This is a genomic window from Nonomuraea sp. NPDC048882, from assembly GCF_040649755.1.
In the GTDB taxonomy this organism is placed as follows: domain Bacteria; phylum Actinomycetota; class Actinomycetes; order Streptosporangiales; family Streptosporangiaceae; genus Nonomuraea; species Nonomuraea maheshkhaliensis.
Genome location: NZ_JBEZGB010000007.1, coordinates 205636 through 226930 on the forward strand (window position 1 = coordinate 205636; position 21295 = coordinate 226930).

The 21295-nt window shown below is 72.3% G+C and carries 19 protein-coding genes; 10 read left to right on the forward strand and 9 right to left on the reverse strand.

The genetic code is table 11. From position 1 onward, the window contains the following. Positions 1–159 precede the first annotated feature (159 nt). Together AB0C27_RS25785 and secA2 are read left to right on the forward strand one after the other, a co-directional pair. Positions 160–1032 (forward strand): EamA family transporter, encoded by an 873-nt coding sequence (locus tag AB0C27_RS25785; protein ID WP_357848244.1) that lies wholly within the window; start codon positions 160–162, stop codon positions 1030–1032. Between the two features lie 231 nt (positions 1033–1263). Beyond that, positions 1264–3387 (forward strand): accessory Sec system translocase SecA2, encoded by a 2124-nt coding sequence (secA2, locus tag AB0C27_RS25790; protein WP_357848246.1) that lies wholly within the window; start codon positions 1264–1266, stop codon positions 3385–3387. A 4-nt stretch (positions 3388–3391) separates the two neighbouring features. Here the strand turns inward: secA2 and AB0C27_RS25795 are convergent, their stop codons facing one another. Next, positions 3392–3988 (reverse strand): nucleotidyltransferase, encoded by a 597-nt coding sequence (locus AB0C27_RS25795; protein ID WP_346106161.1) that lies wholly within the window; start codon positions 3986–3988, stop codon positions 3392–3394. A 200-nt stretch (positions 3989–4188) separates the two neighbouring features. Between AB0C27_RS25795 and AB0C27_RS25800 the strand changes: the two genes are divergently transcribed. Further along, complete coding sequence (locus AB0C27_RS25800) at positions 4189–4338, forward strand: GPGG-motif small membrane protein (RefSeq protein ID WP_181308348.1); 150 nt, start codon at positions 4189–4191, stop codon at positions 4336–4338. A gap of 170 nt (positions 4339–4508) precedes the next feature. Here the strand turns inward: AB0C27_RS25800 and AB0C27_RS25805 are convergent, their stop codons facing one another. The 3 genes from AB0C27_RS25805 to AB0C27_RS25815 are packed head-to-tail and all read right to left on the reverse strand — an operon-like array spanning position 4509 to position 6609. After that, a complete protein-coding gene (locus AB0C27_RS25805; RefSeq protein WP_357848249.1) occupies positions 4509–5264 on the reverse strand; it encodes a metallophosphoesterase in 756 nt (251 codons plus the stop codon). Continuing rightward, positions 5248–5496: a BON domain-containing protein gene (locus AB0C27_RS25810; protein WP_357848251.1), complete on the reverse strand. Its 249-nt coding sequence runs from the start codon at positions 5494–5496 to the stop codon at positions 5248–5250. Before AB0C27_RS25810 ends, AB0C27_RS25805 begins: the two co-directional genes overlap by 17 nt. 45 nt (positions 5497–5541) lie before the next feature. Continuing rightward, entirely contained in the window at positions 5542–6609 is a 1068-nt protein-coding gene (locus AB0C27_RS25815) for a DNA topoisomerase IB (RefSeq protein ID WP_357848253.1), read from the reverse strand. A 54-nt stretch (positions 6610–6663) separates the two neighbouring features. Here AB0C27_RS25815 and AB0C27_RS25820 point away from each other — a divergent pair, with 54 nt between their 5' ends. The 3 genes from AB0C27_RS25820 to AB0C27_RS25830 all read left to right on the forward strand — a co-directional run bounded on the left by AB0C27_RS25820 (position 6664) and on the right by AB0C27_RS25830 (position 9856). Then, positions 6664–6924: a hypothetical protein gene (locus AB0C27_RS25820; RefSeq protein WP_357848255.1), complete on the forward strand. Its 261-nt coding sequence runs from the start codon at positions 6664–6666 to the stop codon at positions 6922–6924. A gap of 7 nt (positions 6925–6931) precedes the next feature. Next, on the forward strand, positions 6932–7945 hold the full coding sequence (locus tag AB0C27_RS25825) for an SDR family oxidoreductase (RefSeq protein WP_357848257.1): 1014 nt from the start codon (positions 6932–6934) through the stop codon (positions 7943–7945). 84 nt (positions 7946–8029) lie between these two features. After that, positions 8030–9856 (forward strand): transketolase, encoded by a 1827-nt coding sequence (locus AB0C27_RS25830; protein ID WP_357848259.1) that lies wholly within the window; start codon positions 8030–8032, stop codon positions 9854–9856. A gap of 220 nt (positions 9857–10076) precedes the next feature. Here AB0C27_RS25830 and AB0C27_RS25835 read toward each other — a convergent pair whose 3' ends face one another. Next, positions 10077–10355 (reverse strand): hypothetical protein, encoded by a 279-nt coding sequence (locus AB0C27_RS25835; RefSeq protein ID WP_357848261.1) that lies wholly within the window; start codon positions 10353–10355, stop codon positions 10077–10079. Between the two features lie 74 nt (positions 10356–10429). Here AB0C27_RS25835 and AB0C27_RS25840 point away from each other — a divergent pair, with 74 nt between their 5' ends. The 3 genes from AB0C27_RS25840 to AB0C27_RS25850 all read left to right on the forward strand — a co-directional run bounded on the left by AB0C27_RS25840 (position 10430) and on the right by AB0C27_RS25850 (position 15464). Then, positions 10430–10903 carry a shikimate kinase gene (locus AB0C27_RS25840; protein ID WP_357848263.1) on the forward strand — a complete coding sequence of 158 codons (474 nt, stop codon included), beginning with the start codon at positions 10430–10432 and terminating at the stop codon, positions 10901–10903. A gap of 12 nt (positions 10904–10915) precedes the next feature. Next, positions 10916–11470 (forward strand): GNAT family protein, encoded by a 555-nt coding sequence (locus AB0C27_RS25845; RefSeq protein WP_357848265.1) that lies wholly within the window; start codon positions 10916–10918, stop codon positions 11468–11470. Positions 11471–11576: 106 nt separating this feature from the next. Then, positions 11577–15464 carry a hypothetical protein gene (locus tag AB0C27_RS25850; protein ID WP_357848267.1) on the forward strand — a complete coding sequence of 1296 codons (3888 nt, stop codon included), beginning with the start codon at positions 11577–11579 and terminating at the stop codon, positions 15462–15464. 124 nt (positions 15465–15588) lie between these two features. On the opposite strand, the gene AB0C27_RS25855 is transcribed toward AB0C27_RS25850, so the two are convergent. The 4 genes from AB0C27_RS25855 to AB0C27_RS25870 form a co-directional block, all read right to left on the reverse strand. Further along, entirely contained in the window at positions 15589–17631 is a 2043-nt protein-coding gene (locus tag AB0C27_RS25855; RefSeq protein ID WP_357848269.1) for a protein kinase, read from the reverse strand. Between the two features lie 73 nt (positions 17632–17704). After that, positions 17705–18706, reverse strand: coding sequence for a hydroxyacid dehydrogenase (locus tag AB0C27_RS25860; protein WP_357848271.1), 1002 nt, complete (start codon positions 18704–18706; stop codon positions 17705–17707). A 164-nt stretch (positions 18707–18870) separates the two neighbouring features. Then, entirely contained in the window at positions 18871–19359 is a 489-nt protein-coding gene (locus tag AB0C27_RS25865; RefSeq protein ID WP_357848273.1) for a hypothetical protein, read from the reverse strand. Positions 19360–19498: 139 nt separating this feature from the next. After that, positions 19499–19828 (reverse strand): AAA family ATPase, encoded by a 330-nt coding sequence (locus AB0C27_RS25870; protein WP_357848275.1) that lies wholly within the window; start codon positions 19826–19828, stop codon positions 19499–19501. Positions 19829–20140: 312 nt separating this feature from the next. Between AB0C27_RS25870 and AB0C27_RS25875 the strand changes: the two genes are divergently transcribed. Next, positions 20141–21241: a winged helix DNA-binding domain-containing protein gene (locus AB0C27_RS25875; protein WP_357848276.1), complete on the forward strand. Its 1101-nt coding sequence runs from the start codon at positions 20141–20143 to the stop codon at positions 21239–21241. The last annotated feature ends 54 nt before the right edge of the window (positions 21242–21295 follow it).

A 21295-nucleotide genomic window follows, 5' to 3' on the forward strand; every position in this document is an offset into this window, starting at 1 on the left:
CCGCTACGCTGTGGCCCATGCCGCGACGTCTGATCTGCTCCCCTCCGCCCGCCCGCTAGCGGGCGGCTTATCCAGATATCGCCGGGTCTGACGGATCCGGGGGTGGTCGCTGCCCGCATACGGGCCCATTCCGACCACTCCATCCGGAGAACCCCTGTCATGACCCATGTCTCCGCCCGGCGGGGCGCCCTTTACGTGTCCGTGGCCGCGACCGCCTGGGGCACCGGCGGCGCCGCCGGCGTCCTGCTCTTCGAGACGGGCGGGCTCGGCCCCGTCGGCGTGTCGCTCTGGCGCTACCTGCTCGGCGCCGCCTTCCTGCTCGCCCTGGCCCGCCGGCGCCCTCGGGGCGGCCTGCTCACCTGGCGTGTCCTGGTCGTAGGCGCCGGGATGGCCGTCTACCAGACCGCGTACTTCGCCGCCATCGCCCACACCGGCGTCGCGCTGGCGACGGTGGTGACCATGGGCGCCACCCCGGTCTTCACCGCTCTGGGCAGCCGGTTCGTGCTGCGCGAGCACCTCGGCCGGGTCGCGCTCGCCGCCCTGGCCGTCGCGCTGGCCGGGCTGCTCCTGCTCACGGGCGAGAGCGTGCTGCAGGCCCGCGCGTCCTCCGTACTCGGCATCGCCTTCGCCCTGGGCTCGGCCGCCGGGTACGCGGGGGTGACGCTCTTCTCCCGCCGCCACCGCGACGACGACCCCCAGTCCGTGTCGATCGGCGGGTTCGTCGTCGGTGCCGTCTGCCTGGCGCCGTTCGCGCTGGCCGAAGGGGTGGTGCCCGAGCTGAACTGGACGTCGGCCTGGTTGCTGCTCTATCTGGGCGCGGTGCCGACCGCGCTGGCGTACGGGCTGTTCTTCCGCGCGCTGACCGCCCTGCGGGCCACCACCGTGTCGATCATCTCGCTCGGCGAGGCGGTGGGCGCGGCGCTGCTCGGGGTCGTGCTGTTCGGCGAGCGGCTCACGGCGCCGGCCTGGGCGGGCTGCCTCCTGCTGCTGGCCGCCGTCACCGTACTCGCCGCACGTGCCGATGCGGCGTGATGTGACGGCGCAGGCGGCCGGATGAGTTAAGGTCCGGTACGGCGACGCTTGCCGGACCGTCGCTCCGCTCCCCCTGACACGGCAAGGCCGGCGGAGGGCCGGCACAGGGCCGGCCGTGGGAACGGTATCGGCGAAGCGCGCGTTGGAGGAAGTGTGGCCTCGTTCAAGGGAATACTGAGGAACCTTCTGGATCGGCCTGGAGGCGTTCCTCTGACGCCCTACCAGAAGGTCGTGAAGGCGGCGCACGCGCGCGCCGGCCGTGTCGCCGAGCTCGACGAGCTGCCGGCGCCCGGCATGGACGACCTGGCCGAGTTCTGCGCGGTCGCGCGCGAGGCCGCCGACCGCACTCTCGGCCTGCGCCCCTACGACGTGCAGTTGCTCGGCACGCTGGCCCTGCTCGACGGCAAGGTCGCCGAGATGGCCACCGGCGAGGGCAAGACCCTGTCGGGGGCCATGGCGGCGGCCGGCTACGCCTTGCAGGGCAAGCGGGTGCACGTCATCTCGGTCAACGACTACCTGGCCAGGCGTGACGCCGAGTGGATGGGCCCGTTCTACGAGGCGCTCGGCGTCAGCGTGGGCTGGATCGACCAGAACTCCACGCCCGAGGAACGGCGCGCCGCGTACGCGAAGGACGTGACGTACGGGCCGGTCAGCGAGATCGGGTTCGACGTGCTGCGCGACCGGCTGCGTACCGACGCGAGCGAGATCATCGTGCCCGCGCCCGAGGTGGCGCTGATCGACGAGGCCGACTCCGTGCTCGTGGACGAGGCCCGCGTGCCGCTGGTCATGGCGGGCGCGGCCGACCCGGGCAGCGCGGTGCCGGAGATGGCGGCGCTGGTGCGCCAGCTCGTCCGCGGCTACCACTACGAGATCGACGAGCAGGCCCGCAACGTCTACCTCACGCCCAAGGGCGCCGACAGCGTGGAAAACCTGCTCGGCGTCGAGCTCTACGACGAGCACGAGCCCGGCACGCTGATCGAGCTCAACCTGGCCCTGCACGCCCACGCGCTGCTGGCCCGCGACGTCGACTACATCGTGCGCGACGGCAAGGTGCAGCTGATCAACCCCTCGCGCGGCCGGGTGGCGCTACTGCAGCGCTGGCCCAACGGCCTCCAGGCGGCCGTGGAGGCCAAGGAGGCGCTGCCGCCGAGCCAGAAGGGCGAGATCCTCGACTCGATCACCGTGCAGGGCCTGATCCGCCGTTACCCGCAGATCTGCGGCATGACGGGCACCGCCGTAGCCGTCAGCGAGCAGCTCGGCGAGTTCTACGGCCTCAAGGTCGCGGTGATCCCGCCCAACCGGCCGTGCGTACGCACCGACGAGCCCGACCGCGTCTACCCGACCGTGCCCGACAAGGACGCGGCGCTGGTCGAGGAGATCCAGTCCGTGCACGAGAGCGGCCGGCCCATCCTCATCGGCACCCTCGACGTGGCCGAGTCGGAAAACCTGGCCAAGCTGCTGCAGCGGCGCGGCCTGGAGCCGGTCGTGCTCAACGCCAAGAACGACGCGGAAGAGGCCGCGATCATCGCCAGGGCCGGCGAGCGCGACGCCATCACCGTCTCGACCCAGATGGCCGGGCGCGGCACCGACATCCGCCTCGGCGAGGGCGTGGCCGAGTTGGGCGGCCTCTACGTGATCGGCTCAGGCCGCCACGCCAGCAGCCGCCTGGACGACCAGCTGCGCGGGCGCGCGGGCCGCCAGGGCGACCCGGGCGGATCGGTCTTCTTCGTCAGCATGAAGGACGACCTGATCACCCAGTTCGTCCCCGACGAGCGCCCGCCCGCCGCCGACGCCGACGGCCTGGTCCGCCACCGGCGCGGCGCCTACCTCGTCGGCCACGCCCAGCGCGTCGCCGAGGGCGTCAACCTGGAGATCCACCGCAACACGTGGCGCTACACGCGCCTGCTTGAGCACCAGCGCGAGCTCATCCTGGAGTGGCGCGACAAGGTGCTCCACGGTGACTCCGCCGCCAAGGCGCTGGCCGAGGCCGATCCCAAGCGCTGGGAGGAGCTGCCCGAGCACACCAGGGACGAGACGGCCAGGCAGATCGTGCTGCACGCCATCGACCGCTGCTGGACCGAGCACCTGGCGTTCCTGACCGATCTGCGCGAGGGCATCCACCTGCGGGCGCTGGGCCGGATGAGCCCGATCGACGAGTTCCACCGCGAAGCCGTCAAGGAGTACAAGTCACTGCTCGCCGAGGTGGAGCGGCGTTCGCTGGAGTCGTTCGAGGCGCCGGAGCCCGATCTGGGGCGGCCGACGGCGACGTGGACCTACCTCGTCCAGGACAACCCGTTCGGCACGGAGTGGGACCGCATCCTCAAGCGCGTCACCGCGGCCACGCGGAGAGGCTGACCGTTCAGGGCCAGGTGGGGTCGCCGGAGGCGACCACCGGGCCGTCCAGCACGCCCAGCCGTTCCAGCAGGGTGATGAACGTGGTCGCGTACGGCGACTTGGCCGTCACGGCGGCCACCCGGGGCCAGTCGACCTGCTCGCGCAGCGCCCGCACCTGGGCCAGCAGCGCGCCGTAGTCGCAGGCGTGCTCCGACAGCGGCAGCAGCCACGAGATCACCAGGTCGGTGGCCTCCAGCACCGGCACGATCACCGCCGACGCCTTCAGCGGCTCGGCCCGGTCGAGCAGCTCGTCGGTGATCGGCAGGTCGGACACGCGGAAGATGAGATCCACCAGCCGGCCCTCGTCGTAGGCCTTGACCAGCCAGTCCTCCGGCGGCTTGGCCGTCTGGAAGCCCAGCCCGCGCAGCGCCTCCAGCGCGGCGGGCACGTCGTGCTCGGTCAGGACGAAGTCCACGTCGTGCAGCGAGGGCGCCGCCCCGCGCGCGTACGCCGCACAGCCGCCGGCCAGCGCGAACTTCACCCCGGCGTCCTTCATCCCGGAGCTGGCACGCTTGAGCGTGTCCAGGATGGCGTCGGTGACCGCGTGGCCGTGGCTGCTCATGTGACCGGGCTACCCAGACGGTCGTCACCTAGACGTTGGAGGGTAAAGCTTCCGGAGCACGATCGTCCGCTCCGCGGCTGCCTCGGCTCCGCAAACCCGACGAAGGCGACCGGCGGGTTGACGAACCGGCGAGAAGATCTTCTCCCCCTTGCCGGAAGAAAAGATGTTATGGGGTGAAACCTGAGGGCAGTTCGGTGCGCATGGCTACTTTGCTCTGGATCATCGCCGTCATTCTCGTCATCTCCGGGATCTACGTGATCCTGGCCCGGCGCGACCTGCTTTGGGGGATCGTCCTCATCGTCATCGGTTTCCTCGTCGGGCCTGGTGGGGTCAGCATCTTCAATGTCTAGGGGCGCCCGTCACCGGCCGCCCACCCGTTCCCGACCGCTGGGCCGATCCCCGAGAACGGTCCAGCGGTCACTCATGCACGCTGGCATGAAGCACACAGCGAAAAGAACACAGAAAAAGCGCACAGGCTCCTCGTTTCCGAGGAGCCTGTGCGTTTCGGTGAGCCCGCCGTTCAGCCGCCCTCGGCGCCGAAGCCGTTCTCGCATTCGAGGCAGTAGACGGCATAGGCCCGGTTCAGCACCGGCAGCGCCACGTTGCGCACCCTGATGCCGCCCGGCGTCATGCCCTTCTCGCTGCCCTTGTGCGCGTGCCCGTGCAGGATCAGGTCGGCGCCCGCCGTGTCGACCGCCTCGGCCAGCAGGTAGCTGCCGAGGAAGGGGTAGATCTCGTGCGGCTCCCCTTCGAGGGTCTCCTTGGTCGGGGAGTAGTGGGAGAGCACCACCCGTTCGTCGGCCACGATCTCCTTGAGCGCCACCTTCCATCTCTCGGCGATCTGGCGCGTGTGGGAGACGAAGTCCTTGATCTCGCGCTCGCCGAACTCGCTGGCGCACTTGCCGGCGAACCCGCCGCCGAAGCCCTTCCCGCCGACCACGCCCAGCTTCTTGTCCCCGCACTGGATCACCACGCCCTCGTCGTCCAGGACGATGACGCCGGCGTCGCGCAGTTCGGCGGCGATCTCGTCCTGGAGGTCGGAGTGGTAGTCGTGGTTGCCGAGCACCGCGACGGTGGGGATCGGCAGGCCGCGCAGCTCGTCGGCCACCAACCGGCCCTCCTCCAGCGTGCCGTGCCTGGTCAGGTCGCCCGCCAGCATGAACACGTCCGCGCGGTCCTCGATGCCGTCGAGTTTCTTGCGATAGCGGCCTCTGACGTCTTCGCCCAGGTGGATGTCTCCCACCGCGGCGATGCGCAGGTCAGTCAAGATGTTCATCCTCCCCCGGCGCGGTCGCCTCCAGGACGTTGATCTCGTTGTGCACGTGGAGCTCGGGCGCGGCCTCGTGCGCCACCTGGCCGAGTCGTTCGCGCTGCTCCGTCCCGCTCACCTGACCGCGCAGGAACAGCTGGTCGCCTCGGATGTCGACGCGAATTCCGAGCTCGTGCGTCCGTCCGTCCTCGGCCAGCGCCTGCTGGACGCGGGCCGCGACGTACTGCGGAGCTTCCATCGCCAGCCTCCTTCTTCTGTCGCCGCATGCCCGGGTTTGAACCCCTCAAACGGCACGAATCAGCTCAATAGTTGCCCGTTCCACCCGGCCCGCCGTGGCAAGCTGCCCGAAGTCGGCGTCCGCGCCCAGCTCGGTCAGGGCCGCGGCGATGGTCCTGTCGCGGTCGTACGCGGCCACGACACGCGGGTCCACGTACGACGCCCTGGCCACGGTCGGCGTGTTGCCCAGGTACTCGGCGACCTCGCGCATCACCCGGGTCACCGCGCGCTGCTTGCCGGTGCGGCCACGGCTCCTGGCGGGCCGCGACACCGCCAGCCCGACGGCCGCGAGCACCGTGGCGTGCCAGGTGCGGAAGTCCTTCGCGGTGACCTCGTAGCCGATGATCTCGCGCAGGTACTCGTTGATGTCCTCGCTCCTGATGTCGCTCCAGCCGCCGGAGTGCCGGTAACGCAGCAGTTCGCCCCGTACGCCCAGGCCCTTGAGCGCCCTGAGCACCTTGCACGCCGCCGGGTCGGCCACCTCGACCTCGCGCGCGATGTCGCCCTTGGCCTGGTAGGAGCAGACGACGATGCCGTTGGAGCAGGTGATGTGCTCCATCCTCAGCGTGGCCAGCCCGTAGGTGTCGTAACTCTCCCCGCCGATGCGGAAGAAGCCGATGTCGAGCAGCCTGGCCGCGGCGGCCAGGACCCGCTGCCTGGTCAGCCCGCGTCCCTCAAGCTGGTCGTCCACGGCCTTCCTGAACGCGGGCAGCCGCTCGGCCACGTCCAGCACCCGATCGAACTTGACCCGGTCCTGCTGCTCGCGCCACACGTCGTGGTAGCGGTACTGCCGGCGTCCGGCCGCGTCCGTGCCCGCGGCCTGCAGATGGCCGTCGGGCGAGCCGCAGATCCACACGTCCTGCCAGGCCGGGGGGATGGCCAGCGCCTTGATCCGGGCCAGCGTGTCCGGGTCGCGCACCGGCTCGCCGTCGGGCCCGGCGTAGCCGAACCCCCTGCCGCGCCGCCTCCTGACGATCCCCGGCTCGTTCTGGTCGCTGGCGCGCAGCTCCGGCCCAGAGGACGGCCCAGAGGACGGCCCAGGGGCCGGTTGCGCGCGGGGATCACGATCAGGCACGGGAGGCGGCTACCCCGGACGTTAGGCGGCAAACGGTACGGGCAGGTGAGCCGCATGTCTGATAACGGAGAGTGGCACGAGCAGCGGGATCGGCGCGGTCATGCCATGGTGCCCGCCACGCCGCGGGACGTGGTGCACATCAGGGTGGGCTCGTTCCTCCTGGTCTTCCTGTTCGCGTTCACGGTGCTCGGCATCATCACCCGAGCCTGGGTGCTGGCGGGGATCGCCGTCGTGCTGGCGATCGCGACGGTGGTCGACATCACGCTCGCCGTGAAGCGGCAGAAGAACCGGGGCGACAACGGAGAGGCGGGCTGATCTCGACATGGCACCACTTCGAGGGCGGGTAGTGGTGGTGACGGGCGCGAGCGGCGGAGTAGGGCGCGCGGTCGTCCGCATGCTCGGCGCGCAGGGCGCGAAGGTGGCGCTGATCGCACGCGGCACCACGGGTCTCGGCGCCGCCGCGGTGGACGTCGGCGCGGAAGGGGGCACAGGTCAGGTCTACGAGGCCGACGTGGCGGACTACGAGCAGGTACGCCACGCCGCCGAGCGCATCGAGAAGGAGATGGGTCCCATCTCCGTATGGATCAACACCGCCTTCTCCTCCGTGTTCGCCAAATTCACCGACATATCACCAGACGAGTACGAACGCACCACCGCCGTCACCTACCTGGGCTACGTCTGGGGCACGAAGGCGGCCCTGGACATCATGGGCCCGCGCGACGCCGGCGCCATCGTCCAGGCGGGCTCGGCCCTGTCCTACCGGGGCATCCCGCTGCAGTCGGCGTACTGCGGCGCGAAACACGCGATCAAGGGCTTCACCGAGTCAGTGCGCACGGAGCTGCTGGGCGACGGCAGCGGCATCGACATCACGCTCGTCCAGCTCCCCGCGGTCAACACGCCCCAGTTCGACTGGGTCCTGTCGAAGCTGCGCCGCCATCCGCAGCCCGTACCCCCGATCTATCAGCCCGAGGTGGCGGCCAGGGCGATCGTGTACGCGGCCGAGCACCCGGAGCGCAAGGAGTACTGGGTCGGCGCCAGCACCGCGCTCACCCTGCTGGCGCAGCGCGCGGCCCCGGCGCTGGTGGACCGTTACCTGGCCTGGTCGGGCGCGCGGTCCCAGGTGACGGACGAGAAGGCGCCCACCGGCGTGTCCAACCTGTGGGAGCCCGCCGACGAGTCCACGGACTACGGCGCGCACGGCTCCTTCGACCACCGCTCCCACGGGCGCAGCCCCCAGCTCTGGCTCTCCCAGCACCGCCGGCCGGTCCTCCTGACGCTGGCCGCGGGAGCGGCCGCCGCCGTCGCCGCCACCGTGGTCCGGGGCAAGCGCTCATAGCGCCCTCCGGCATGCCCCCGCACCGCGCGTTCCCGGCACCGAGCGGGGGCAGGCGCCGCAGCAACCGCTTTCGAGGAGGCGATGATGCCTGAACGCGATCTCCAATACCTTGCCGAACTGGCAGCACAGCTACGCGTCGACTCCGTGCGAGCCGCCGCCGAGGCGGGGTCCGGCCACCCCACCTCGTCGATGTCCGCGGCCGACCTGATGGCGGTGCTGTTCGCCTGCCATTTGAGCTACGACTTCGACGACCCGGGCAATCCGGCCAACGACCAGCTGATCTTCTCCAAGGGGCACGCCTCTCCCCTGCTCTACTCGCTGTACAAGGCGGCGGGCGTGATCGACGATGAGGAACTGCTGTCGTTCCGGCGCAGGGGCAGCCGGTTGGAGGGGCATCCGACACCCCGGCTGCCCTGGGTGGACGTCGCCACCGGCTCGCTCGGGCAGGGCCTGCCCGTGGGCGTGGGCGTGGCGATGGCCGGGCGGCTGGAACGCATGCCGTACCACGTCTGGGTGCTCTGCGGTGACAGCGAGCTGGCCGAGGGCTCCGTCTGGGAGGCCGCGGAACACGCCGGGGCAGAAGGACTGGCCAATCTGACCGCCGTCGTGGACGTCAACCGGCTCGGGCAGCGCGGCCCCACCCGGCACGGGTGGGACACCGGCGCGTACGCGCGCAGGTTCACGGCGTTCGGCTGGCACACGATCGAGATCGACGGGCACGACCCTGGACAGATCGACTACGCGCTGAACGACGCCCGCAACACGCGCCGGCGGCCGACCGTGATCCTGGCCAAGACCCGCAAGGGCGAAGGCGTCCTGGAGGTGGAGAACCGCGAGGGCGCCCACGGCAAGGCACTGAAGGACCCCGACAAGGCGGTGGCCGAGCTCGGCGGCGTCAGGAACGTGCACGTCGAGGTGCGCAAGCCCGAGCCGGGCGCGACGCCGTACCGGTTCGCGGCCAGCGGGATGCAGGTGCCCGCCTACGCCGTCGGGGACCAGGTCAGCACGCGCGCCGCGTACGGGGAGGCGCTGAAGGCGCTCGGCGCGGCCAGGGGCGACGTCGTGGCGCTGGACGGCGAGGTGGCCGACTCCACCAAGACCCAGACGTTCGCCGATGAGTTTCCCGAGCGGTTCTTCGAGATGTACATCGCCGAGCAGCTGCTCGTGGCGGCCGCCGTCGGGATGCAGGTGCGCGGGTGGAAGCCGTACGCGGCCACGTTCGCGGCGTTCCTCACCAGGGCGCACGACTTCATCAGGATGGCCGGGGTGAGCGGGGCCTCCATCCGGCTGGTCGGCTCGCACGCCGGGGTGGCGATCGGCGAGGACGGCCCTTCGCAGATGGGCCTGGAGGACCTGGCCATGCTGCGCACCACGTACGGGAGCACCGTGCTCTACCCGTGCGACGCCAACCAGACGGCCGCGCTGCTCTCCGAGATGGCCGACCTCGACGGCGTCTCCTACCTGCGTACGACGCGCGGCGACACGCCGGTGATCTACGAGCCGGGCGAGCGCTTCCCCGTGGGCGGGTCACGGGTGCTGCGGCAGAACCCCGGCGACCGGGCCACCATCGTGGCGGCCGGCGTGACCGTGCACGAGGCTCTGGCCGCGGCCGACGAGCTGCGGGCGAGCGACATCCCGGTCGGCGTCATCGACCTGTACTCGATCAAGCCTGTGGACGCGGCTGCGCTCATCCAGGCGGCGACCACCACCGGCAACCTGATCACGGTCGAGGACCACCGGGCCGAGGGCGGGCTCGGCGACGCGGTCTCGGACGCGGTGAGCGAGCTGGGGCCGCGGGTGGTGAAGCTGGCCGTGACCGATCTGCCCGGCTCCGCGACCCCTCGGGAACAGCTCGCCGACGCCGGCATCGACCGCACCGCGATCGTCGCGGCGGTCAAACGGCTGCTGTGACGACGGCGCGGTGACGAGTTCCGTCTCCGAGAGGGCGGGCGCTGTGGCCAGGACCGGCGGAACAGGCGACGACACGACAGAGGGCCGGTGGTCTCCCGACCACCGGCCCTCTTCTCGTCGAGACCTCGAGCGTGCTCAGCGGGACTTCGCCGTGGCCTTCCTGTCGGCCTTCTGGATGGCGGCCACCGCCTCCGGCTCGGTCATCTGTTGGTCTCAACTCCTACAGGGGCGGTTCGTGGTGGCGGCGCTCCTCGTACACCGTGGTTCTGCGGGCCTCGGGCTCCTCGTAGATCTCCTGGCGGTGCACCGGCTCCTCGATCGGGCCGACCGCTCGCCGGGTGACGCGGATCCGGTAGATGCCGAACAGCAGTCCGACGATGCCGCCGAGCATGAGGATGACACCCACTACGTTGATGTCGAGACCGGCGAGGTCGAACTCGACGGCCCAGGTGAGGATCGCACCGAGCATGATGAGGATGATGCTTCCGGCGATGGTCATCAGATTTACCTCCTTGACACGAAGGAACCTCTATCCACATGGCGAAAAACAAACCCGTCGTAATGATCGGGCTGATGGGATCAGGCAAGACGACCTCAGGACGCCTGGTCGCCGCGGCCCTCGGCCTGCCGTTCACCGACAGCGACCAGTACCTCCAGGACCGCTACGGCGCCACGTCCGCGCCGATAGCCGTCAGGGAGGGCAAGGAGACGCTGCACCGCTACGAGGCCGAGCACGTGCTGAAAGGGCTGGCGGGTGAGCCGCAGGTGATCGCGGCGGCGGCGAGCACGCTGGAGAACCCCGAGGTGCGTGCGGCGATGGGCCGGGCGTTCGTGGTCTGGGTCGACGCGAAGGACGACGTGCTTGCGCAGCGGATGCGCACGAGCGATCACCGTCCCGACTACGACCCGGCCACCATGCGGGCCCGGCGCGAGCACTACTTCCATGAGGTGGCGGACCTGATCTGCGACGTCGGCGTGCTCAGCCCCGAGCAGGTGCGCGACGAGGTGCTGCGGCAAATGGGTTTGCCCGACGGCGATCACACCTGATAGCCAAAGGGGATGTTCGCCGAGAAACCCACGCTGAAGGGCGAGCGCGTGACGCTGTGCCCGATCGGCCTCGAACACCTCGACGCCCTCGTCGAGCTCGTCTCCGACCCCGAGGTGGGCCGGCTGACGGGCTCGCACGGCACGTTCGAGGTGGATCGGCTGCGCGCCTGGTACGCCACGCGCGGCGAGCAGGCCGACCGGCTCGACCTGGCGATCGTGGCGGACGACGAGGTCGTGGGCGAGATCGTGCTCAACGAGCTCGACGCCCACAACTTGTCCTGCAACCTGCGCATCGCGCTGGTCGGCCCGCGTGCCTTCGGCAAGGGGTACGGCACCGAGGCGATCGAGCTGCTGCTGGCCCACGCGTTCACCGCGACGCCGATCCACCGGATCAGCCTCGGCGTCTACACCTTCAACGACCGCGCCCGCCACGTCTACAAGAAGATCGGCTTCGTCGAGGAGGGCGTCGAGCGCGACGCCCTGCTCTGGGACGGCGAGTGGCACGACGCCGTGCTCATGTCCATCCTCCGGCCTGAGTGGCAGTCAAGATCCGGAAGCCTGGCATAATGATCATGACTCATGGGTCCCCCGAGGCGCGCGGGGGACCTGTGGCGTCTTTCAGGGCAACCAAAGGGCCATGTCGTGCATCTAAGCATCAGTGACGATGCGCTTGGTGCCCGGTGATCCCGAGAGGCTCGGCGGCTTCTGGCCGGCGGCCAGGCTCGGCGTGGGCAAGCGCGGTGTCGTCTACGACGCCTACGACGACGAGGGCCGCCGTTACGCGGTCACCGTGCCGAGGGGCGAGGTCGGTCACCGGTTCGAGAAGGTGACCTGCCGCCAGCTGGCGCAGGTGGTGGCCGTCGGGTCCGACGGAGGCGTCCCCTACGTGGTCAGTCAGTTCGTCAGCGGGCCCGACCTGCGTGAGGCGGTCGGGCTGCACGGTCCCTACTGCGGTGACGAGCTCGTCGCGCTGGCCGCCGCCCTGGCCGCCGCGCTGCGAGCCCTGCACGAGGCCGGGCTGACGCACTCCGGGCTCAACCCGGAGGCCGTGCTGCTGGCCGCCGACGGGCCCCGGGTGATCGAGCTGGGCCTGCCCGCGGGCGACCCGGCGGGCGACACGTGCACGTACCTCGCTCCCGAGGTCCTGACCGGGCAGCCGGCCGAGGCGGCGGCCGACGTGTTCGCGTGGGGCGCGGTGGTGCTGTTCGCGGCCACCGGCCGCGACCCCTTCCAGGGGGAGAGCCTCGGCGGCATCATGCACCGGCTGCTGACCGTCGACCCCGACCTGAGCTGCCTGCCCGACACCCTGCGCGAGCTGGTGGGGCGGGCGCTGTCGAAGAACTGCGCCGACCGGCCGGCGGCGGCCGAGCTGCTCATCGACAGCGAGACCGAGCTGCGCCCGCCCGAGACGTGGGCCCCGACCCGGTCGCTCGGCGAGGTGGCCGAGGAGGTCTACCTCTCGCTCACCCCGAGGCAGCAGGAGGAGGTGCCCGGCCTGCTGCTGCGCCTGCTCGACGGCGACGACCCGCACGACGAGGGCGAGGTGCTCGCCCCGCTCATGGAGGCCGGCCTGCTGGTGCGGCGCAGCGTCCGGGTGCCGCCCGCCGAGACGTCCGTGGGCAAGCTCGTGGCCGTCAGCGACAACCGGGTGGCCGCCGCCAGCGCCGCCCTCTACCGGGCCTGGCCCCGCTTGCGCGGGTGGGTCGCCGACGAGCGCGATGGCATGCCGTCCCACCGGCGCATCCGCGAGGCCGCCAGGACCTGGTCCGAGCACCGCCGCGACACCAGCCACCTCTTTCGCGGCCATGAGCTCGACTCCGCGCTCGGCTGGGCCGCGACCAAGCGCCGCCACGTACGGCTCAACCAGCTCGAACGCGACTTCATCAACGACAGCGTGGCCCTGTCCAAGCAGCGCAGGAAGTTCATGGTGCCCGCGCTGGCCACGGTCGCGGCCGTGCTGGCCGTCGCGGTGACGATGAGCGTCCTGTCCGTGCACGGCCAGAACGACCTGCGCGAACGCCTCATCGAGGCCGACGCCAGGGCCGTGGCCGCCAGGGCGGAGACCCTGCGTGACTCCGACCCGCGCACCGCGATGCGGCTCAGTGTGGCCGCGTGGCGGCTGGCGCCGGTGTTCGAGGCGCGGGCGGCGCTGCAGGCCTCGCTCGTGCAGCCGGAGCTGGGGGTGTTCACCGACCCCGGGGCCGACGCGCGGGCGCGGTACCTGCTGCGGGAGGACGAGCTCGTGCGCTGGGACGCCGACGCCGTCACCGTCTGGGACGTGGGCGGCGGGCGGCGGACGGCCACGTACGTGCTGCCGCCGGGAAGCACCGCGCTGAGCGACGACGGCCGCTACGCGGAGGGGCCCGGCGGGCGGCCCTTCGACGTCGCGACCGGTCAGGCGCCGGCGGGCGACGCCGTGTACGCGATCAGCCGGGGCAACCGGACGGTCGTCCGGCGGGGCGGCCGGGTGCTGTTCGACGTGAGCGACAAGAAGGTGGCGCTGTCCCCCGACCGGTCCAGGGCGGCCGTGTCCGGGGTGACGGGGCGGGTGGAGCTGTGGGACCTCGCGCCCCGGCGGGTCAGGACGGGCATCGTGACCGTCCAGCCGCTCACCGGCGTGGACGCCGGGGCGCCTGCTCTCGCCTTCAGTCCCGACGGGGGGACGCTGGCGGTGGCGGGGCGTGACGGGGTCACGCTGGTGGAGGACGAACAGACCCGCACCGCCCGCTCGGCCCCCGCCCAGCCCCTCAACGCCCAGGCCCCACCCCAGTCCTCCCCCACCGGCCCGACGGGCGGCGAGGCCGGCCACCCCGGCACCCTCGCGGCCCCACCCACCAGCCCTCCCGCGGACCAGGCCCCGCCCACCGGCCCCCTGGAAGCGCAGGCCGGACGTCCCGGCGCCCTCGCGGCCCCGCCGACCGACCCTGTGGGGGCGCAGGCGGCGCCCTCTGGGACCCTCGCGGCCCCACCCACCGGACCCCTTGAAGCGCCGGGCGTTCTCGCGGCCCCATCCCCTGCGGGAGTGGAGGCGGCGCCCTCTGGGGCTTTGGCCGCGCGGGGTGTGCCGAGTGGGGTTTCCGGGCCGGCGTTGCGGGCGCTTCCGGCTCCGGAGCCTGCGGCCACGCTCAAAGCCGTCACGCCGTCGGCCCTGCCTGAGCGTGACGCCGGAGGTCAGCCGGCCGCGCCCAAGACCGATGCCGGGGGTCAGCCGGCCGCGCCTGAGATCGACGGCGGGGCTCAGCCGGCTGTGCCGAAGGCCGATACCGGAGGTCGGCCGGCCGCGCCTGAGATCGACGCGGGAGGGTCGTCGGCCGCGCCTGAGCCCGATGCCCGGGCCTCGTCGGGTGTGCGGGAGCAGGACCTCGGTGAGGGGCCGGTGAAGGAGCGTGGCTGGGGGGTCGAGATCGTGGACGGGCTGGAGACGCCTCCTGGCGCCCTGGCCGGCCCGCTCGTCTTCAGCCCCGACGGCCGCCTCCTCGCCCTCCCCGGCGACGGCGAGGTACGCGTCTGGAACGTGGCCGAACGCCGCCTGGCGGGCGCGTACCCGCTCAAAGACCCCGGCCACGGCCTGACGTTCTCCAAGGACGGACGGACCCTGCGCTACCTCAGCGGCACCGGCTCGGTCGTCTCGCTCGACGTCTCCGGCCTGCCGATGCCCGCCCAGGACGGCCACGTCGCCGCCTTCTCCGGCAACGGCCGCGTCGCCGCCAAGGAGGTCGGGGACACGATCGAGCTCACCGACACCGAGGCGCGCAGGACGCTGGGCCGGATCGCCGCCGCCGGCGACCTGGCGTTCGACGCGAGCGGCCGGCTGCTGGCCGTCGCGGGCGACCCGGTGACCGTGTGGGAGGTGACCGGGGGCAGGCAGGTGGCCGCGATCAACGCCGGCGGCGACGTACCGGCCGTGGCGCTCTCCCCCGACGGCGGCACGCTGGCCACCGCCCGCGGCAGCACCCTGGAGACGTGGGACGTGCGCCAGGGGCGCCGGATCAAGACGTACGAGAGCGCGGGTGACCTGGCTCTGGCCTTCAGCCCCGACGGCAGGACGCTGGCCGCCGGTGACAGCCTGCTCGACCTGCGTACCGGCCGGATCACCCCGCTCAGCCTGGCCGCCGAGGCCGGTGGGGGCGCCGCCGCGACCGCGCTGGCCTTCTCGCCCGGCGGCGACAGGCTGGCGTTCGGGCTGGAGGGCGGCAGGGTGCTGCTGTGGGACGTACGCGAACGCCGGCCGCTCGGCACGATCGAGACCGGCACCACCCCCGTGGACGAACTGCGCTTCTCCCCCAAGGGCGACCTGCTGGCCATCGACGGCGCCCGCACCTCGCTCTGGGACACGAAGACGCTGCGCGAGGTCGGCCAGGTGGGATCGTGGGCGTCGGGGCTCGCCTTCAGCCAGGACGGCAGGCGGCTGCGCGGCGTGGCGCTCGACGGCACCGTACACGAGATCGCGGTCGATCCCGCCCTGACGGCGAGCGAGGTGTGCGCCCGGGCGGGCGGGGCGTTGAGCAGGCAGGAATGGGCCCGGCTGATCCCCGAGAGCGGCTACCAGGACGTCTGCTGACGGCGATACCGGTACCGGCGACCCGATCCCCCGCCGACCGGCCACGCCTGGCGACCCGACCTCCGCCGGCGGCCGGCCGCGCCGGTGACCAGGACCTCTACCGGCCGCACGCCGTCCGGTCGTCCTAGTCGCCGACGAGCCTGAGGACCTTGCCCTGGGGGTCGGCCACCAGGTAGCCGCCGCGGCCGTAGTCGTCGGAGGCGTAGACGAGCAGCACCTGCTTGGTCGCGGTGAACACGTAGTTCGGGTCCACGATGACGTAGACCGTCGTGGGGTTGGAGGCGCCGAGGTCCTTCTTCGCCCGTTTGATGAGGTTGGGGAGGGCGTTCCAGTTGTACTTGGACAGGTCGGTCGTGCCGGTGCGCACCTGGCCGCCCTTGCGCGGCTCCGAGACGGCGCCGTCGCGGTAGTCGTAGCTGTCGTACAGGTCGGAGTCCCGTTTGAGCGGGGCGTCCACGGAGGCGTACGTCGGGTAGACGACCATCTTGACGACCTTGGTGCCGCCGATGGCCGGCTTGAGCTTGGCGATCATGGCGCGCATGCCGGCGGGGGTCAGCAGGTTCTCCTCGACGGTCTCCTCGGAGGGGTCGCCCGTCTGGTCACCTGTCTGGTCATCCGTCGTGTCGCCCGTCGTGTCGTCTGTTGTGGTGACTCGCGGGGTTCTGCCGGTGTTCGGGGCGTCCGACGCCGACAGGCGGTCGGTCTGGGGACGGCCGTCGCCGCCGAGGTCGCCGATGGCCGGAAGTAACCGCCAACCCACCACGCCCACCACGACGACCACCGAGACGATCACCGCGACCAGCGCCGTCCCGCCGCGACGGGGGCGGCGTCTGTTCATGGTGTCGGCGTGCGAGACCGGCGCCTTGCCCCACGGGCCTCCGTGCCCGGGCGGCACGGTGTGCCCGGCCTGGGGCGGCACGGTGTTCCCCGCCTGGGGCGGCCCGGCGTACGCACCCGGCCCCGCCCCTGGTGCCCCCGGCCCGGAAGGCCCTGACCCATACGGCCCCGACCCGGGCGGAATCGGCCCGCCGGCGTTCCCACCGGGTGGGAAGACCGCCGCGCCCCACCCGGGCCCACCGGACTGGGCACCAGCGCCGTGGGGACCGGTGCCGTGGTGGCCGGCACCGTGAGGGCCGGAGCCCTGGGAGCCGGCGCCGTAAGGGCCAGCGCCGTGAGGGCCGGAGCCCTGGGAGCCGGCGCGGTGAGGACCGGAGCCGTGGGAACCGAAGTCGTGTGGAGCGGGCGGCTGAGAGCCCGGCCCTTGAGGGGCGTAAGCCTGCGGACCCGACGACTGAGGGCCGGGAGCATGGGGGGCGTAGGGGTGGGGCGGCGGGGGTGTGTGGCCTGATTCGGCCGCGGCCAGCATCCGGTCCAGGGTCTCGGCGTCCGGTCGCACCGCCGTGTCCCGGGTGAGCAGGGCCGCGAGCACCGGCCCGAGCGGCCCCGCCCGCTCAGCCGGCGGCACGTCGGCGTTGAGCACCGCCGCCAGCGTCGCCAGGGTGGTGCTCCGGCGCAGCGGATGCCGTCCCTCCACCGCCACGTACAGCATCATGCCCAGCGACCACAGGTCGGAGGCCGGGTCGCCTTCCACGCCGTTGATCCGCTCGGGCGCCATGTACTCGGGCGAGCCGATGAACGACCCCGTGGCCGTCAGGCTGGTGGACTCGCGTACGGCGGCGATGCCGAAGTCGGTCAGCACCGAGCGCCCGTCCTCGCGCAGCAGCACGTTGGCGGGCTTGACGTCGCGGTGCTGGATGCCGACGGCGTGGGCCGCCCGCAGCGCGGACAGGACCTCGCGTCCCAGCTTGGCGACCTGCTCGGGCGGCATGGCGCCGTGCTGGATCCGGTCCTGGAGCGAGCCGCCGGGGACGAGCTCCATGACGATCCACGGGTAGTCGTGCTCACCCGGGTCCACGATGTGGTGGATGGTGGCCACATGCGGGTGGTTGAGCCGGGCCAGCGCGCGGGCCTCGCGCAGCACCCGGGCGCGCAGGTCGCGGGCGCCGGCCGGGTCCTGCTCGTCCATCGACGGGTCGGGCGGGCGCACCTCTTTGAGCGCGACCTCGCGGTGCAGGGCCACGTCCCAGGCCCGCCACACCAGGCCCATGCCCCCGCCGCCGAGCCGCTCCACGAGTTCGAAACGGCCGTCGATCACGCGCTTGTGCATGCGCAGCAGCGTAGGGCCGCGCCGACTCCGTCGCCATCGGGGGCGGCCGGCCGGCTCGGCTGTCAGGGGCCGGTCAAGCGCTGGTGGCGAGTTCCGCGGCGGCCACGCCGTGCTCGAAGGGCAGCCCCTTGGCGTACCTGACCAGCTCGTCCACGGCCAGGTCGGCGATGCGGGCCAGCTCGCCGCCGAGTGAGCCGGCGATGTGCGGGGTGAGCAGCACGTTGGGCAGGTCGTAGAGGGGCGAGTCAGGCGGCAGCGGGTCCGGCTCTGTGACGTCGATCACGGCGTACAGGCGGCCGGAGGTGAGCTCGGCGGTGAGCGCCTCGGTGTCCACGAGCGCGCCGCGCGCCGTGTTGATCAGCGTGGCTCCGTCGCGCATGCGGGCCAGCCGGGCGGCGTCGACGAGGTGCTCGGTCTCGGGCAGCGCGGGCGCGTGCACGCTGATCACGTCGCACCGTTCGAACAGCTCGTCCAGGCCGACGTGCGGGACGCCCAGGTCCTCGGTCAGGTACGGGTCCGCGACCAGCACGTCCAGGTCGAACGGCCGGAGCAGCTCGATCACCCGGCGCCCGATCCTGGAGGCGCCGATGATCCCGATCGTGCGCCGGTAGTTGCCGATGCCGCTGGACAGTCCGTACACGTCGAGTTGGGCGCGTTTGTCCCGGTAGAGCGCGGCCAGCTCCAGCACCCGCTTGTTCGCGAAGAGGATGGAGGCCAGCGTGTACTCGGCGACGGGCTCGGCGTTGGCCGCCGCCGCGGAGGAGACGAGCAGGCCGTGTTCCCAGCAGGCCGGGGTGACGTGGTGCTTGACGGAGCCGGCCGCGTGCACGATCGCCTTGAGCCGGGGCGCGGCGGCCAGCACCTCGGCGGTGATCGGCGGGCAGTACCAGCTGGTGTAGAGCACCTCGGCCTCGGCCAGCGCGGCCGCCACGGCGGGGTCGGCGAAGTCCGTGGCCACCTGGTCGGGGTCCACGTCGGCGACGGCGATCAGGCGGTCGCGTACCGGGCCGGTGACGAGCCGTCCGGCGATCTGCCGGCTCATGGCGAGCAGGGTCTTGGGCCGGTATTCGGTCATTTCGCTCCCCCGGGCGCGCAAAAGGTCAAAACGATCATAACGAAGGCGGTGCAACCGGCTCGCCCGCCCCTGTGCGCGGCCGGCTCGCGTGTGCGCGTGTGCCTCCGGCTCGCCGTGCGGTTCGCGTGCACCCGTGCGTCTCCGGCTCGCCGTGACGACGGGGGCTACTCGCCTATGTCGCTCAGCCGGCCGATGAGGGACCGGGCCTCCCCGTCCGGTTCCTCACCCGCCGACCGGACCCACCCGCCTGATTCCAGACCCGCCGACCGCGCCGGTCCGGCTGGTTCGCCGCCCATGGCCTCCGAGCCGTCCCGCGCGGCGGCCACGGGCCCAGCTCCGGCCTGCCCGGCGAGGCCCAATGCTTCCCCGGCGGGGTCGGTCAAGGCGGGGCCGGTCAAGGCGGCGAAGCGGACCAAGTCGCCGCCGCCCGTCTCTGTGCGGCGTGAGCCGTCCCTTGGCAGGGTGTGGCCGGTCCAGCGGGCGATGTCCTCGCCGCAGCCGCGGGTCAGGGCCGCCAGCGCCTGCCGGGCCGCGACGGCCGGTCCCAGCCACGGGTCCTCGCCCGCGTACGACCAGGCCTGGTCGAGCAGGCGGACCGACTCCCGCACCCGCCCCGCCACCAGCGCCACCGACCCCACAACGTAGGCACGCACCCCGGGATCGCCCCGGGCGTCAGCCGGCCGGCCAGCTCCTCCGCGTCGCCGGGCCGGCCGGCGGCCAGCAGTGCCTCCACGGCCTCGGCGATCAGGCGGTCGCGTTCGGGGCCCTCCTCGGTGAGCTGCACCGCCCTGGTCAGGCAGCCGCACGCGCTCGGTACTTCAGCGCCTGCAGCGAGAGCAGGTCCGCCCAGTCGGCCCCGTCGACGGCGAGCACCACGGGAGCCCGGTGGTGGAGCCGGCCCAGCAGCTCCAGCAGCGCGGCCCCGGCCACCAGCGGATCGGGCACCCGCCGCTCCAGCGCGGTCTTGCCGATCCCGGCCGGCCCCTCCAGCACGACGAGGCCCGACCGGCCCTCGCAGGCGTGGCCGAGCTGCGCGTGCAGCACCGACAGCTCCCTGTCGCGGCCGACGAAGTGCTCGTCCCTGGAGCGATCTGATCCGCCGCGAAGGGCATGCGCCGCCATGCGGGCTCACCCCCTCCCTGAGGCTCCAGGGCACGTTCATCGTCTGCCCTGGTCCGGCCGTCCAGGGCCGGGTTGACCCGCGTCAGGCTTTCGGTCATCGGACGACAGCCGCGGAGTCTTCCGGCAGGGCACATGCACGCGAGCCTCCGCTCACCGAGACACCGAGGGACCCCCGAAACGGCACGGAACGGAAGAGCGAAACCTCGGTGACACGCGTACCATCAGGCGGTAGAGGCCACATGCCGGCATCCGCCGGCGCCGCGGGGGCTATTGCGGCCCGGGACCGGCCGCAATAGCCCCTACCTTGGTCACATGGATCCCCTCATCAGCCGCCGGGCGCTCAACCGGGCCACTCTCGACAGGCAGCTCCTGCTGCGGCGCACCGGCCAGTCCGTGATCGAGGTCGTCGAACACCTGGGCGGGCTCCAGGCGCAGACCCCGCACACCTGGTACACCGGCCTGTGGACCCGCATCGAGGGCTTCGCCGCCTCCGACGCCGCCGACCTGCTGGCCTCGCGCGCCCTGGTGCGCATCGCGCTGCAGCGTTCCACCATCCACCTGGTCTCGGCCCGCGACTGCCTGGCCATGCGGCCGCTGCTGCAGCAGGTCACCGAGCGCGGAACGCGCACGACGTTCGGCAAGCGGCTGGCCGGGGTGGATCTCGGCGAGCTGGAGGCGGTCGGGCGGGCGCTGCTGGAGGAGCGGCCGATGACCTTCGCCGAGCTGGGCCGGGCGCTGAACGAGCGCTGGCCTGAGCACGACCCCCACGCGCTGGGCCAGGGGGTGCGCTGGCTGGTGCCCCTCGTGCAGGTACCGCCGCGCGGCCTGTGGGGCAGGAGCGGGCCGGTCGCCCACACGAGCGCGGAGTCGTGGCTGGGCTTCGAGCAGCCCCCGATGACGCCGGCCGAGCTGGTGCGGCGCTACCTGGCCGCGTTCGGGCCCGCGTCGGTGCAGGACGTGCAGACGTGGTCGGGGCTGACCCGGCTGGCCGAGGTGGTCGAGCCGCTCGACCTGCTCAGGTTCAGGGACGAGAGCGGCAGGACCCTGTACGACCTCCCCGACGCCCCACGCCCCGACGCGGACGTGCCCGCGCCGCCCCGCCTCATGTACGACTTCGACAACCTGTTCCTCTCCCACGCCGACCGGTCGCGGGTCATCACCGAGACCGGCCTGGCCGCGTTCCAGGGCTTCATGGGCACCAACGTGATGCCCAGAATGATCCTGGTGGACGGCGTCACGGCCGGGGACTGGACGATCACCCGGGCCAAGGGCGTCTCCACCCTCGGCCTGCACCTGTGGGAGCCGGTCAAGGACCTGGATGCGGTCGAGGAGGAGGGCCGGCGACTGCTCGCGTTCCTGGCCCCTGGCGACACGCACGAGATCGCGGTCTCCGACGGCCCCTCAAAGCCCTGAGCTGTTGTGCACTGCACAACGACGTATTGCAAACCGCGATCCGCCGGTATGTTG